The 13,581-nt window shown below is 66.5% G+C and carries 9 protein-coding genes; all 9 read left to right on the top strand.

The genetic code is table 11. The features are described from left to right. The first annotated feature begins 25 nt into the window (after positions 1 to 25). The 9 genes from QO207_RS04325 to urtB all read left to right on the top strand — a co-directional run bounded on the left by QO207_RS04325 (position 26) and on the right by urtB (position 13,556). The gene (locus tag QO207_RS04325; RefSeq protein WP_367620472.1) at positions 26 to 1,675 is read left to right on the top strand and encodes a DUF3426 domain-containing protein; all 1,650 of its coding nucleotides are present in this window, start codon (positions 26 to 28) and stop codon (positions 1,673 to 1,675) included. 221 nt (positions 1,676 to 1,896) lie between these two features. After that, positions 1,897 to 2,904 (top strand): tRNA dihydrouridine synthase DusB, encoded by a 1,008-nt coding sequence (gene dusB, locus QO207_RS04320; RefSeq protein WP_301531531.1) that lies wholly within the window; start codon positions 1,897 to 1,899, stop codon positions 2,902 to 2,904. Next, positions 2,901 to 3,221, top strand: coding sequence for a DNA-binding transcriptional regulator Fis (gene fis, locus QO207_RS04315; RefSeq protein WP_024766365.1), 321 nt, complete (start codon positions 2,901 to 2,903; stop codon positions 3,219 to 3,221). The genes dusB and fis overlap by 4 nt, the downstream gene beginning before the upstream one ends. 87 nt (positions 3,222 to 3,308) lie before the next feature. Next, positions 3,309 to 4,916 carry a bifunctional phosphoribosylaminoimidazolecarboxamide formyltransferase/IMP cyclohydrolase gene (purH, locus tag QO207_RS04310; protein ID WP_301531341.1) on the top strand — a complete coding sequence of 536 codons (1,608 nt, stop codon included), beginning with the start codon at positions 3,309 to 3,311 and terminating at the stop codon, positions 4,914 to 4,916. A 94-nt stretch (positions 4,917 to 5,010) separates the two neighbouring features. Beyond that, positions 5,011 to 6,300, top strand: a complete 1,290-nt coding sequence (gene purD, locus QO207_RS04305) for a phosphoribosylamine--glycine ligase (RefSeq protein WP_301531340.1) — start codon at positions 5,011 to 5,013, stop codon at positions 6,298 to 6,300. Between the two features lie 126 nt (positions 6,301 to 6,426). Further along, a complete protein-coding gene (locus QO207_RS04300) occupies positions 6,427 to 9,267 on the top strand; it encodes a hybrid sensor histidine kinase/response regulator (RefSeq protein ID WP_301531339.1) in 2,841 nt (946 codons plus the stop codon). A 431-nt stretch (positions 9,268 to 9,698) separates the two neighbouring features. Then, positions 9,699 to 10,292: a MarC family protein gene (locus tag QO207_RS04295; RefSeq protein ID WP_301531338.1), complete on the top strand. Its 594-nt coding sequence runs from the start codon at positions 9,699 to 9,701 to the stop codon at positions 10,290 to 10,292. 236 nt (positions 10,293 to 10,528) lie between these two features. After that, positions 10,529 to 11,797 (top strand): urea ABC transporter substrate-binding protein, encoded by a 1,269-nt coding sequence (gene urtA, locus QO207_RS04290; RefSeq protein WP_301531337.1) that lies wholly within the window; start codon positions 10,529 to 10,531, stop codon positions 11,795 to 11,797. A gap of 172 nt (positions 11,798 to 11,969) precedes the next feature. After that, complete coding sequence (gene urtB, locus QO207_RS04285) at positions 11,970 to 13,556, top strand: urea ABC transporter permease subunit UrtB (RefSeq protein ID WP_301531336.1); 1,587 nt, start codon at positions 11,970 to 11,972, stop codon at positions 13,554 to 13,556. Positions 13,557 to 13,581: the final 25 nt, after the last annotated feature.

Raw genomic sequence — 13,581 nt, 5'->3', positions numbered from 1 at the left:
CCTGATTTTTCCGCCGGACCGCCGCATGAGCGAAAGCTTCATCACCCAGTGCCCCCATTGCCAGACCCGTTTCCGCGTCAACTCGGCGCAACTGGGCGCGGCCAGCGGTGCAGTGCGCTGCGGAACCTGCCTGAAGGTGTTCAGCGCGCCACAGAACATGGTGGGCGAACCGACCCAGGTGGTGGAACCGGCCGTCACGGCGGTAGCACCTGTCGAGCCGCCGAAACCCGCGTCGATACCGGAGCCGGTTGCGCAACCGGTGCCACCGAAAGCCCCGGAACCGGCCTTCGCAGTCTCGGCTCCCGCGCCGACCTTCAACACCTTCACCCCGGAAAAGCCCGCCGCACCCGCTGCACCGGCCACCGCTACCCTTGGCTGGCCCCTGGCGCCCCACGCCGCGCGGCACTCCAGCGACGTAGCGGAGAAACCCGCTGTCACCGAGACCCGGGCAGAAGTAAAGCCGGCACCGATAACCGAGCCAGCCCCGGTCGTTGCCGCCACCACGGTGATCGCCCCGGCGGCCACCGTGACCAGCGAACCGATCCTGCCTGCCCCGGTGCCGGGCAAGAAGGACGAGACGCTGTGGATTCACGACGATCTCGACCTCGACAGCCTCAACCTCGACGAGGAACTGGCCAAGCTCGACGAGTTCGAGCTGTCCCAGGAATTCCTCAGCATCGACCGCGCGCCCAAGCCCAGCGAAGCACTGCTCAGCCGTCAGGACGAGAAGCGCGACCCGCATGACGAGCGCTGGGCCGAAGTCCTCCTCGAAGAAGAACAGAGCAACGCCAGCCGCGCCTCGCGCCAGGAGCCCAGCCTGGGCCGCCTGCCACCGCGGGAAGCGGATGAGCCAGCACCCGGCGCGCGTCTGGTCGCCACTCCGGAGCCTGAGGAAGAGCACCACGAGGACGAGCACGACGACGAGCCGCGGATCGACCCGGCGCCGCTCAGCGCCTCGGACGATGACGACGACCTGCCGGCCTTCGGCGCCCGCCGCGACGACGATGAACGGCCGCAGCGCGATGAGCTGCGCTCCATTCGCGACGACCACGATGAACAGGACGACGACGAAGAGCCGCCCCTGGCCGACCAGCGTGGCGAGCGCCGCCGCACCGAACCCGACCTGCACAACGGCGGCCTGCACGACCTGAACGACGAACCGCTGCAACTGGACTGGCAGAAGCCCAAGCGTCGCTGGGGCCGCCGCCTGTTCTGGGCGCTGCTGATCCTGCTCGCCCTGGCCGGCCTCGCCGGGCAGTACATCGCCTATCACTTCGAGGAACTGGCCCGCCAGGACCAGTACCGCCCCTGGTTCGCCCAGGCCTGCCCGGAGCTGGGTTGCACCCTGCCCTCCAAGGTCGACGTGGAACAGATCCGCAGCAGCAACCTGGTGGTACGCAGCCATCCGGACTTCAGTGGCGCGCTGGTGGTGGACGCGATCATCTACAACCGCGCCAACTTCTCCCAGCCCTTCCCGCTGCTGGAGATGCGCTTCGCCGACCTCAACGGCCAGCTGATCGCCAGTCGCCGCTTCAAGCCCAGCGAATACCTCTCCGGCGAGCTGGCCGGGCAGAGCGAGATGCCGCCGCAGACGCCGATCCACATCTCCCTGGATATCCTCGATCCGGGCCCGAAGGCGGTGAACTACAGCCTGAGCTTCCACTCGCCGGAATGATCCGGCGAGTAGCTCAAAGCGCCTGAGCGCGCCACTTCCGCTGGTCTTCCTACCTTGGGTGCTAAGCCCGGGGCTGTTCAGAATTTATCCAAAATCGCCTTTATCCGGTCATCGAGAGCGGGTATCATGCCCTCCCTTTTTTGCTGGCACCGGTGGCTGGACCGATACCCTCCCGCGACTCCTGTAACGCGCGGCGCATCGGTGTTCCCGCCCCATTAACCATGGAAAACCAGTCGGTGGTACGCATCGGCTCCTACACACTGCCCAACAGACTGATCCTGGCCCCGATGGCCGGCGTCACCGATCGTCCGTTCCGCCAGCTGTGCCGCCGACTCGGCGCCGGCATGGTGGTCTCGGAGATGGTCACCAGTGATGTCCGCCTGTGGAACAGCCGCAAGTCGCGCCTGCGCCTGCAGCACGACCACGAGGACCAGCCACGTTCGGTGCAGATCGCCGGCGGCGACCCGCAGATGCTCGCGGAAGCCGCTCGCTGCAATGTGGAGCTGGGTGCGCAGATCATCGACATCAACATGGGCTGTCCGGCGAAGAAGGTTTGCAACAAGGCCGCGGGTTCGGCGCTGATGAAGGATGAACGGCTGGTGGCCGACATCCTCGAGGCGGTGGTCGCGGCGGTAGAGGTTCCCGTCACCCTGAAGATTCGCACCGGTTGGGACCGGTCGAACAAGAACGGCGTGACGGTGGCGCGGATTGCCGAGCAGTCGGGCATCCAGGCGCTGGCGGTACACGGCAGGACCCGTGCCGACCTCTACACCGGCGAGGCGGAGTACGAAACCATCGCAGCGATCAAGCAGGCGGTTTCGATTCCGGTCTTCGCCAATGGTGATATCGATTCCCCGCAGAAGGCGCGGCAGGTATTCGAGCAGACGGGCGTGGACGCCCTGCTGATCGGGCGCGCCGCCCAGGGCAACCCCTGGATCTTCCGCGAGATCGATCATTACCTGAGCACCGGTGAACTTCTGCCGGCGCCGAGTCTGCAGGAGGTGCAGAGCATCCTGCTCGAACACCTGGCTGCATTGCATGCGTTTTATGGGGAGGAAATGGGTGTGCGAATTGCCCGCAAGCATGTGGGCTGGTACCTCGCAACCCTACCGGGAGCGGCGGAGTTCCGTTCCCAGTTCAATCGTTTGCAGGACACGGATGCACAGAGCGCCAGCGTCAGGCAGTTCTTCGCCGAGCGCCACAATAACGGAGAAGGGGTGGCCGCATGACAACGATGACCGAGACATTAGTGAGTGGAATGACACCCGTGAGCGACAACGCCAACCTTAAACAGCACCTGACCACTCCGACGCAGGAGGGTCAGACCCTCCGCGACAGCGTGGAAAAGGCACTGCATAACTATTTCGCCCATCTCGAAGGGCAGCCGGTCACGGACGTGTACAACATGGTGCTTTGCGAAGTCGAAGCGCCGCTGCTGGAAACCGTCATGAACCACGTGAAGGGTAACCAGACCAAAGCCTCCGAACTGCTGGGGCTGAACCGCGGAACCCTGCGCAAGAAACTCAAGCAGTACGATCTTCTCTGACTGGTGGCAGGCGCGGGCCCGCGACCACAAGGTCAGCCGGGCCCACGCCTGACACGCGAAAAGCCCGAAGCCTTTGTGGAAGCCGTTATGACCGACCAAACCACCCGCCTGCCCGTCCGCCGTGCGCTGATCAGCGTTTCCGACAAGACCGGCGTCGTCGATTTCGCCCGTGAGCTGGCTGCCCTCGGCGTGGAGATTCTCTCCACCGGCGGCACCTACAAGCTGCTCAAGGACAACGCCATCGCCGCCGTGGAAGTGGCCGACTACACCGGCTTCCCGGAGATGATGGATGGCCGCGTGAAGACCCTGCACCCGAAGATCCATGGTGGCATTCTCGGCCGTCGTGACCTCGACGGCGCGGTGATGGAAGAGCACGGCATCAAGCCGATCGACCTGGTGGCGGTCAACCTGTACCCGTTCGAGGCGACCGTGGCCAAGGCAGACTGCGACCTGCCGACCGCCATCGAGAACATCGACATCGGCGGCCCGACCATGGTCCGCAGCGCGGCGAAGAACCACAAGGACGTCGCCATCGTGGTCAACGCCGGCGACTACGCCAGCATCGTCAGCGCCCTGAAAGCCGGCGGCCTGACGTACGCCCAGCGCTTCGACCTGGCCCTCAAGGCGTTCGAGCACACCTCCGCCTACGACGGCATGATCGCCAACTACCTGGGCACCATCGACCAGGCGCGCGACACCCTCTCCACCGAAGAGCGTGGCGCCTTCCCGCGCACCTTCAACAGCCAGTTCATCAAGGCGCAGGAAATGCGCTACGGCGAGAACCCGCACCAGAGCGCGGCCTTCTACGTCGAGGCGAAGAAGGGCGAGGCCAGCGTCTCCACCGCCATCCAGCTGCAGGGCAAGGAACTGTCGTTCAACAACGTGGCCGACACCGACGCCGCGCTGGAATGCGTGAAGAGCTTCGTCAAGCCGGCCTGCGTCATCGTCAAGCACGCCAACCCGTGCGGCGTGGCGGTTGTCCCGGAAAACGAAGGCGGCATCCGCAAGGCCTATGACCTGGCCTACGCCACCGACACCGAGTCGGCCTTCGGCGGCATCATCGCCTTCAACCGCGAGCTGGACGGCGAGACCGCCCAGGCCATCGTCGAGCGCCAGTTCGTCGAAGTCATCATCGCCCCGAAAATCTCCGAGGCCGCCCGTGCCGTGGTCGCTGCCAAGGCCAACGTGCGCCTGCTCGAATGCGGCGAGTGGCCGGCCGAGCGTGCGCCGGGCTGGGACTTCAAGCGCGTCAACGGCGGCCTGCTGGTGCAGAGCCGTGACATCGGCATGATCACCGCCGATGACCTGAAGATCGTCACCCAGCGCGCGCCGAGCGAGCAGGAAATCCACGACCTGATCTTCGCCTGGAAAGTCGCCAAGTTCGTCAAATCCAACGCCATCGTCTACGCCAAGGCGCGCCAGACCGTCGGCGTCGGCGCCGGCCAGATGAGCCGCGTGAACTCCGCCCGCATCGCCGCCATCAAGGCCGAGCACGCCGGCCTGGAAGTGAAAGGTGCGGTCATGGCTTCCGACGCCTTCTTCCCGTTCCGCGACGGCATCGACAACGCCGCCAAGGCCGGCATCACCGCGGTGATCCAGCCGGGTGGCTCGATGCGCGACAACGAAGTGATCGCCGCCGCCGACGAGGCCGGCATAGCAATGGTGTTCACCGGCATGCGCCACTTCCGTCACTAAATAGCGGCGGCAGGCGGCAAGCTACAGGCGGCAGGCAAGAGCACTTCCTGCCGCCTGCAGCCTATAGCCTGCGGCCTCTCCGCAGGAGAGATTCATGAACGTACTCATCATCGGTAGCGGCGGTCGCGAGCACGCGCTGGCCTGGAAGGTCGCGCAGGATTCGCGCGTGCAGAAGGTCTTCGTCGCGCCGGGCAACGCCGGCACCGCCACCGAAGCCAAGTGCGAGAACGTCGCCATCGACGTGCTGGCCCTGGAAGAGCTGGCTGACTTCGCCGCGAAGAACGTGCAGCTGACCATCGTCGGCCCGGAAGCTCCGCTGGTCAAAGGCGTGGTCGACCTGTTCCGCACCCGCGGCCTGGACATCTTCGGCCCCACCGCCGGTGCCGCCCAGCTGGAAGGCTCCAAGGCCTTCACCAAGGACTTCCTCGCGCGCCACCAGATCCCCACCGCCGACTACCAGAACTTCACCGAAGTCGAGCCGGCGCTGGCCTACCTGAAAGAGAAAGGCGCGCCCATCGTGATCAAGGCCGACGGCCTGGCCGCGGGCAAAGGCGTGATCGTCGCCATGACCCTGGGCGAAGCCGAGGAAGCCGTGCGCGACATGCTCGCCGGCAACGCCTTCGGTGACGCCGGTTCGCGCGTGGTGATCGAAGAGTTCCTCGACGGCGAGGAAGCCAGCTTCATCGTCATGGTCGACGGCCAGAACGTGCTGCCCATGGCCACCAGCCAGGACCACAAGCGCGTCGGCGACGCCGACAGCGGCCCGAACACCGGCGGCATGGGTGCCTACTCCCCGGCTCCGGTGGTGACTGCCGACGTGCATCAGCGCGTGATGGACGAAGTGATCTACCCGACCGTGCGCGGCATGGCCGAGGAAGGCAACGTCTATACCGGTTTCCTCTATGCCGGCCTGATGATCGACAAGAGCGGCAAGCCCAAGGTCATCGAGTTCAACTGCCGCTTCGGCGACCCGGAAACCCAGCCGATCATGGTGCGCCTCGAATCGTCCCTGGTCCTGCTGGTCGAGGCCGCCCTGGCCAAGGCGCTGGACAAGGTCGAAGCCACCTGGGACCCGCGTCCCACCGTGGGCGTGGTGATCGCCGCTGGCGGCTACCCGGGCGACTACGCCAAGGGTGACGTCATCGAAGGTCTGGAAGAAGCCGCCAAGCTCGACGGCAAGGTGTTCCACGCCGGTACCGCGCTCAAGGACGGCCAGGTCGTCACCGCCGGCGGCCGCGTGCTGTGCGCCACCGCCATCGGCCCGACCGTCTCCTCGGCCCAGCAGCAGGCTTACCGCCTGGCGGAGAAGATCCGCTGGAACGGCAGCTTCTACCGCACCGACATCGGCTATCGCGCCATCGCCCGCGAACGCGGCGAGGGCTGATCCGACAGGCGGAGGCGTCCCCCCGTCGGACGCCTTTCGCCATGCGGTCTCGGCGTGCCCGGGTGGATTACGGCCTTCAGCACACTTGGCTATAATCCGCCCACTCACTACCGAAGGGACTTCGCCGTGCGTCGGCTCTGGACTGCCATAGGACTTCTCGTCAGCCTCGTGCTGTTATTGCCGGGTCCGTTTGCTTTGGCTGCCTCCAGCTCGGCGGAAGCATCCCAGGCGGCGCCGCCCGCCAGCCCCCGTAATGCCCCGACAACCCAGTGGAACGTGCTGCGCGACGAAAGCGCCCGCCTGCAGATCGGCGATGTCCTGCAGCGCAAACAGCAGTTCTTCCCGCTGGAGCGTCACTCCTTCATCTTCCCCGCCAGCCCCCAGGCCGTCTGGCTGCAGGTGCAACTCCCGGCCCAGGAGCTGCCCAGCTGGCTGTGGATCTTCGCGCCGCGCGTCCAGTATCTCGACTACTACCTGGTCCAGGACGGGCAGCTGAAGAAGGAGCTGCACACCGGCGAATCGCGCCCCTTCCTGGACCGCCCGCTGCCGTCGCGTTCGTACCTGTTCTCGCTCCCGAGCAACGGCCAGCCGCTGACGCTGTACGTGCGGATGACCTCCAACCATCCGCTGATGGCCTGGTTCGACCAGATCGACGACGCCGGGCTGGTGGCCCTGGAAAGGCCCGCGTACTTCTTCGGCATGCTGCTGGGCGGCATGCTCCTGCTGCTGATGTACAACCTCACGCGCTTCGTCTACACGCGCAACACCAGCAGCCTGTGGCTGGCCGCGATGCACGCATCGCTGGGCCTTTGCGCCGCCGCCAACCTGGGGCTGGTGGCGTTCTTCCTGCCCTGGCTGACCTTCAACCAGTCGCTGGTGGCCGACCTCGCCGCACTGGGCGCCGCCGTCTGCCTGCTGGGCTTCGCCAGCAGCTTCTTCCAGGGCACGGTCAGCAGCCGGCTCAACCGCCTGCTGCAGGTCGAGGCCGGGCTGATCCTCGCGGTCGGCCTGCTGATCGCCTTCACCCAGGTGTTCTGGTTCAGCTGGCTGGTCTACCTGCTGGTGGTGCTCTGTTCGCTCAGCGTGCCGCTGGTGGCGGCCTGGCACTGGTACCACGGCTATCGCCCGGCGCGCCTGATCGTCGCCGGCATGCTGGTGTTCAACGCCAGTTTCACGGTGTTCCTGCCGGTGCTGTTCGGCGTCCGCCAGCTCGATCCGGGCTGGCTGGTGCTCGGCGTGTTCAGCTTCGCCACCCTCGCCGGCTTCGTCCTCAGCATCTCGATCACCGAGCGCCAGCGCCTGCTGCAGCAGCTCAACCTGCAGCGCCGCACCAGCGAGGCCGCCCACGCCGCCGAGCTGCAGGCCAAGGGCGACTTCCTGGCGAAGATCAGCCACGAGATCCGCACGCCCATGAACGGCGTGCTGGGCATGACCGAGCTGCTGCTCGGCACCCCGCTCTCGGCCAAGCAGCGCGACTACGTGCAGACCATCCACAGCGCGGGCAACGAGCTGCTCTCGCTGATCAACGAGATTCTCGACATCTCCAAGCTGGAGTCCGGGCAGATCGAGCTGGACGAGGTGCAGTTCGACCTCGGCGCGCTGATCGAGGACTGCCTGGCGATCTTCCGCGCCAAGGCCGAGCAGCAGAAGGTCGAGCTGATCAGTTTCACCCAGCCGCAGGTGCCACGCATCATCAGTGGCGACCCGACACGCCTGCGCCAGGCCGTGCTGAGCCTGCTGGACAACGCCTTCAAGCAGACCGACGAGGGTGAAATTCTCCTCGTGGTCGCTCTCGATGGCCCGCCGACCCAGCCGCGCCTGCGCATCGCCGTGCAGGACAGCGGCCGCCCGCTGGACAGCGCCGACCGCCAGGCGCTGCTCACCGCCGAGCTGCACAGCCGCGACTTCCTCTCCGCCACCCGCATCAGCAGCCGCCTCGGCCTGATCATCGCGCGCCAGCTGATCCGCCTGATGTCTGGCGACTTCGGTATCGAGAGCGGTGACAACGGCGGCGACTCGGGCAACCTGCTGTGGCTCAGCCTGCCGCTGGACCCGCAGCAGATCGACCAGACCGGCGCCGACCTGGACGGCCCGCTGCAGGGCGCGCGCCTGCTGGTGGTGGACGACAACCAGACCTGCCGCAAGGTGGTGGTGCAGCAATGCAGCGCCTGGGGCATGAACGTCAGCGCGGTGTCCTCGGGCAAGGAAGCACTGGCCCAGCTGCGCACCAAGGCGCACCTGCGCGAGTACTTCGACGTGGTCCTGCTCGACCAGGACATGCCCGGCATGACCGGCATGCAGCTGGCGACCAAGATCCAGGAAGACCCCAACCTCAACCACGATATCCTGCTGATCATGCTCACCGGCATCAGCAACGCGCCGAGCAAGATCATCGCGCGCAATGCCGGGATCAAGCGCATCCTGGCCAAGCCGGTGGCCGGCTACACGCTCAAGGCGACCCTCGCCGAAGAGCTGTCGCAACGTGGCCCGAGCGGCGTGAGCAACTACCTGTCGCCGGCCAGCGAGCCGGTGTCCAACGTGCCGCCGCCGGACTTCCGCATCCTCGTCGCCGAGGACAACAGCATCTCCACCAAGGTCATCCGCGGCATGCTGAGCAAGCTCAACCTGCAGCCGGACACCGCCAGCAACGGCGAGGAAGCCCTGGCGGCGATGAAGGCCACCCAGTACGACCTGGTGCTGATGGACTGTGAGATGCCGGTGCTCGACGGCTTCTCCGCCACCGAACGCCTGCGCGCCTGGGAAGCCAGCGAACACCGCCCGCACACCCCGGTGGTGGCGCTTACCGCGCACATCCTCAGCGAGCACAAGGAACGCGCGCGACTGGTCGGCATGGACGGCCACATGGCCAAGCCGGTGGAGCTGTCGCAGCTGCGCGAACTGGTGGCGTACTGGGTCGGCGAGCGTGATCGCCGCCTGCGCCAGCAGAGCGACGCCCTGCCGTCCTGAGGTCGCCTGCCCGCCCGTCGCATCCCTTGGCGTAGGAGCGGACTCTGTCCGCGATTGGCCTCAGGCGTGGTGCGAAATCGATCGCGGACAAAGTCCGCTCCTACCCACGGTTCAATCAACCTGCCAGCCTGATTTTCGTAGGACCGAGGGGGGCGCCTAGCCCTTGCTCGCGAACCCGCCCAACTCCGACGCCGCCGGGAAACTCTGTTCGCGAGCAAGCTCGCTCCTACAGACTCGGGCCACCCCCGAGCGTAGGAGCGGACTCTGTCCGCGATTGGCCTCCGGCGCGATGCGGAATCGATCGCGGACGAAGTCCGCTCCTACGCGGCGTGCTAGACCGAGTGGGCATTTGCCCCGCCGCAATGCCACCCGCCGCCCCAGCCGCTATGCTTTGCCCTGCCGCGCCCACTCAATCCGGACGAGTCGTTCCCATGCAAGCGATGTTCAGCGTGTACCTGAAGATGCTGGTGCTCTACAGCCCCTTCTTCGTCCTCTCCTGCTTCATCAGCCTGAACCGCGGCTTCGCCCCGCGCGACCGCAAGCGCATGGCCTGGCGCGTGGCCCTGGCGGCGCTGATCGCCAGCGTGCTGCTGTACCTGTTCGGGCGCTACATCTTCACCCTGTTCGGCATCACCGCCGACGCCTTCCGCATTGGCGCGGGCAGCGTGCTGTTCATCTCCGCGCTGGGCATGGCCCAGGGGCGCTCGGCGGTGCAGGCGGATAACGTGCAGCAGGACGTCACCATCGTCCCGCTGACCATCCCCATCACCGTCGGCCCCGGCACCATCGGTGCGCTGCTGGTGATGGGCGTGAACCAGGACTGGGAGCACAAGTTCCTCGCGCTGGCCGCGATCTTCCTCGCCTGCCTGACCGTGGGCATCACGCTCTACCTCTCGGACAAGATCGAAAAGGTCCTCGGCGAGCAGGGCCTGATGATCGTCAGCCGCCTGATGGGGTTGTTCGTCTGTGCTCTCGCCGCGCAGATCATCATGACCGGCGTGCGCGGCTACTTCATCCCGCAATGACGCGCCCCTTTGGGGAGCGCCGCGCACCAGAGGGCGTTCGGCGCACCAAAGCCGCGCACTGAAAAGCCTCACCACTACGACAGAAAATCGCGTGCAGCCCATCTGCGCCAAGGCTTTTGCCTGTTTGGCACGGATGCTGCGATGGCAGCTTCGACCCGACCGCGGGTCGCCCCATTTCCGGGGAAGCTGCCGCACCGGCAACTCCCCGCCCCTGGATAGCCAAGGAGGCTGCCGCGATGAAACGCCGTCCGCTGTTGCAAAGTACGCTGGCCGTGAGTGCCCTGCTGCTCACCGGTCTGTTCCCGTTCAGCACCCAGGCTGCCGAGACCATCAAGGTCGGCATCCTGCACTCGCTGTCCGGCACCATGGCGATCTCCGAGACCTCGCTCAAGGACATGGCGCTGATGACCATCGACGAGATCAACGCCAAGGGTGGAGTGAACGGCAAGAAGCTCGAAGCGGTGGTGGTCGACCCGGCCTCCAACTGGCCGCTGTTCGCCGAGAAGGCGCGCCAGCTGCTGACCCAGGACAAGGTCGCGGTGGTCTTCGGCTGCTGGACCAGCGTGTCGCGCAAATCCGTGTTGCCGGTGTTCGAGGAGCTCAACGGCCTGTTGTTCTACCCGGTGCAGTACGAGGGCGAGGAAATGTCGCCCAACGTCTTCTACACCGGCGCGGCGCCGAACCAGCAGGCGATTCCGGCGGTGGAGTACCTGATGAGCGAGGACGGTGGCGCAGCCAAGCGCTTCTTCCTGCTGGGCACCGACTACGTCTACCCGCGTACCACCAACAAGATCCTGCGCGCCTTCCTGCATAGCAAGGGCGTGGCCGACAAGGACATCCAGGAGGTCTACACGCCGTTCGGTCACAGCGACTACCAGACCATCGTCGCCGACATCAAGAAGTTCTCCGCCGGCGGCAAGACCGCGGTGATCTCCACCGTCAACGGCGACTCCAACGTGCCCTTCTACAAGGAGCTGGCCAACCAGGGCCTGGAAGCCACCGAGGTACCGGTGGTGGCCTTCTCCGTGGGCGAGGAGGAACTGCGCGGCATCGACACCAAGCCGCTGGTGGGCAACCTCGCCGCGTGGAACTACTTCGAGTCGGTGAAGAACCCGGAGAACAGCAAGTTCGTCGCCGACTGGAAGGCCTACGCCAAGGCGAAGAACCTGCCCAACTACAGCACCGCCGTGACCAACGACCCGATGGAGGCCACCTACGTCGGCATCCACATGTGGGCACAGGCTGCGCAGAAGGCCGGCAGCACCGACGTCGACAAGGTCCGCGAGGCCATGGGCGGGCAGACCTTCAAGGCGCCGTCGGGCTTCACCCTGACCATGGACAAGACCAACCACCACCTGCACAAGCCGGTGATGATCGGCGAGATCGAGGACAACGGTCAGTTCAACGTGGTCTGGAAGACTCCCGAGCCGATCCGCGCCCAGCCGTGGAGCCCGTTCATTCCGGGCAACGACACGAAGCCGGATTACGCGGTGCGCAGTAACTGATCCGGAGCGGGCTCAGAGCCCCTCTCCCCCGCCCTCTCCCTGAAGGGAGAGGGAGCTGTCCGTGCCGGCTGACGCCTCGGTTTCATCCTGCACCGTACGGTCCCCTCTCCCTTCAGGGAGAGGGTTAGGGAGAGGGTGCAACACCCCACAGCGCCCTCTCAGGAAACGTACCATGCCCACTGCCTTGCTCTCCCTGCTCCGCCTCTGCGCCCTCGCGCTGGCCCTGCTGCTGCCGCAGTTCGCCTTCGCCGGCCCTGCGCAGGACTTCGCCAGCGCCGACAACGACGCCCGCGCCAGACTGCTCGAACAATGGGCCGCCGCGCCCGACGCCGACCGCCTGCCGTTGCTCGAAGCCATCCAGTCCGGCCGCCTCGCCGTCGATGCACAGAACCGCGCCTTCATCCTCGGCGAGGATGAGCAATACCACCCCGCGGACGGCGGCGCCGCGCCGGTCGGCGAGCCCGACAAGCTGCGCCTGAACAACCGCCTGCGCGGCCTGGTGATCACCGCCATGGCCAGTCACCAGTTGGTCGCCGACAGCGCCGAAGTGCGCCTGGAGGCCGCCCGCCAGTTGCAGAAGAGCGCACGCCCGGCGCAACGCACGCTGCTCGAATACCGTCTCAACGAAGAATCCGCCGACGACGTCAGGGCCGCCCTGCAACTGGCCCTGGCCAACCTGCAGCTCGCCGACCCGGCCCCTGCTGTACGCCTGTCCGCCGTGCGCCTGCTGGGCGAATCCGGCGACCCGCAGGCGCGCACCCGCCTGGAAAACCTGCTCGACCCCGCCGTCGAACCCGACGACTCGGTACGCACCGCCGCCGCCACCAGCCTCGGCCAGGTGAAGCGCCGCCTGCTGGTCGGCGACCTGTTCGGTCAGGCCTTCAGCGGCCTGTCGCTGGGCTCGATCCTGCTGCTCGCCGCCCTCGGCCTGGCGATTACCTACGGCCTGCTCGGGGTGATCAACATGGCGCACGGCGAGATGCTGATGCTCGGCGCCTACTCCACCTACGTGGTGCAGTTGCTCTGCCAGCGTTACGCGCCCAGCGTGCTGGAGCTGTACCCGCTGCTCGCGCTGCCGGTGGCCTTCCTGGTCACCGCGTGCATCGGCATGGCGCTGGAGCGCACGGTGATCCGCCATCTCTATGGGCGCCCACTGGAAACCCTGCTCGCCACCTGGGGCATCAGCCTGGTACTGATCCAATTGGTGCGCGTGCTGTTCGGCGCGCAGAACGTCGAGGTGGCCAACCCGGCGTGGCTGTCCGGCGGCATCCAGGTGCTGCCCAACCTCGTGCTGCCGTGGAACCGCATCGTCATCATCGGCTTCGCACTGTTCGTGCTGGCGCTCACCTGGCTGTTGCTCAATCGCACGCGGCTGGGCCTGAACGTCCGCGCCGTCACCCAGAACCGCAACATGGCCGCCTGCTGCGGCGTGCCCACCGGCCGCGTGGACATGCTCGCCTTCGGCCTCGGCTCGGGCATCGCCGGCCTGGGCGGCGTGGCGCTGTCGCAGGTCGGCAACGTCGGCCCGGACCTGGGCCAGAGCTACATCATCGACTCCTTCCTGGTGGTGGTACTCGGCGGCGTCGGCCAGCTCGCCGGCAGCGTCCTCGCCGCCTTCGGCCTGGGCGTGGCGAACAAGATCCTCGAACCGCAGATCGGCGCGGTGCTGGGCAAGATCCTGATCCTCGCGCTGATCATCCTGTTCATCCAGAAGCGTCCGCAGGGGCTCTTCGCTCTGAAAGGGAGGGTCATCGATTGATGACAAAACCAAGGGCCGCACCGAC

This window comes from Pseudomonas sp. CAN1, from assembly GCF_030462585.1.
Lineage (GTDB): Bacteria > Pseudomonadota > Gammaproteobacteria > Pseudomonadales > Pseudomonadaceae > Pseudomonas.
The sequence above is the reverse complement of the archived record's forward strand: the minus strand, read 5'-3'. Positions and strand labels throughout refer to the sequence as shown.

Excerpts from the sequence above, each read along its gene's own strand:
- purD (WP_301531340.1), top strand. The coding sequence starts at position 5,011 with ATGAACGTACTCATCATCGGTAGCGGCGGTCGCGAGCACGCGCTGGCC.
- QO207_RS04295 (WP_301531338.1), top strand. The coding sequence starts at position 9,699 with ATGCAAGCGATGTTCAGCGTGTACCTGAAGATGCTGGTGCTCTACAGC.
- fis (WP_024766365.1), top strand. The coding sequence starts at position 2,901 with ATGACAACGATGACCGAGACATTAGTGAGTGGAATGACACCCGTGAGC.
- purH (WP_301531341.1), top strand. The coding sequence starts at position 3,309 with ATGACCGACCAAACCACCCGCCTGCCCGTCCGCCGTGCGCTGATCAGC.
- dusB (WP_301531531.1), top strand. The coding sequence starts at position 1,897 with ATGGAAAACCAGTCGGTGGTACGCATCGGCTCCTACACACTGCCCAAC.
- QO207_RS04325 (WP_367620472.1), top strand. The coding sequence starts at position 26 with ATGAGCGAAAGCTTCATCACCCAGTGCCCCCATTGCCAGACCCGTTTC.
- urtA (WP_301531337.1), top strand. The coding sequence starts at position 10,529 with ATGAAACGCCGTCCGCTGTTGCAAAGTACGCTGGCCGTGAGTGCCCTG.
- urtB (WP_301531336.1), top strand. The coding sequence starts at position 11,970 with ATGCCCACTGCCTTGCTCTCCCTGCTCCGCCTCTGCGCCCTCGCGCTG.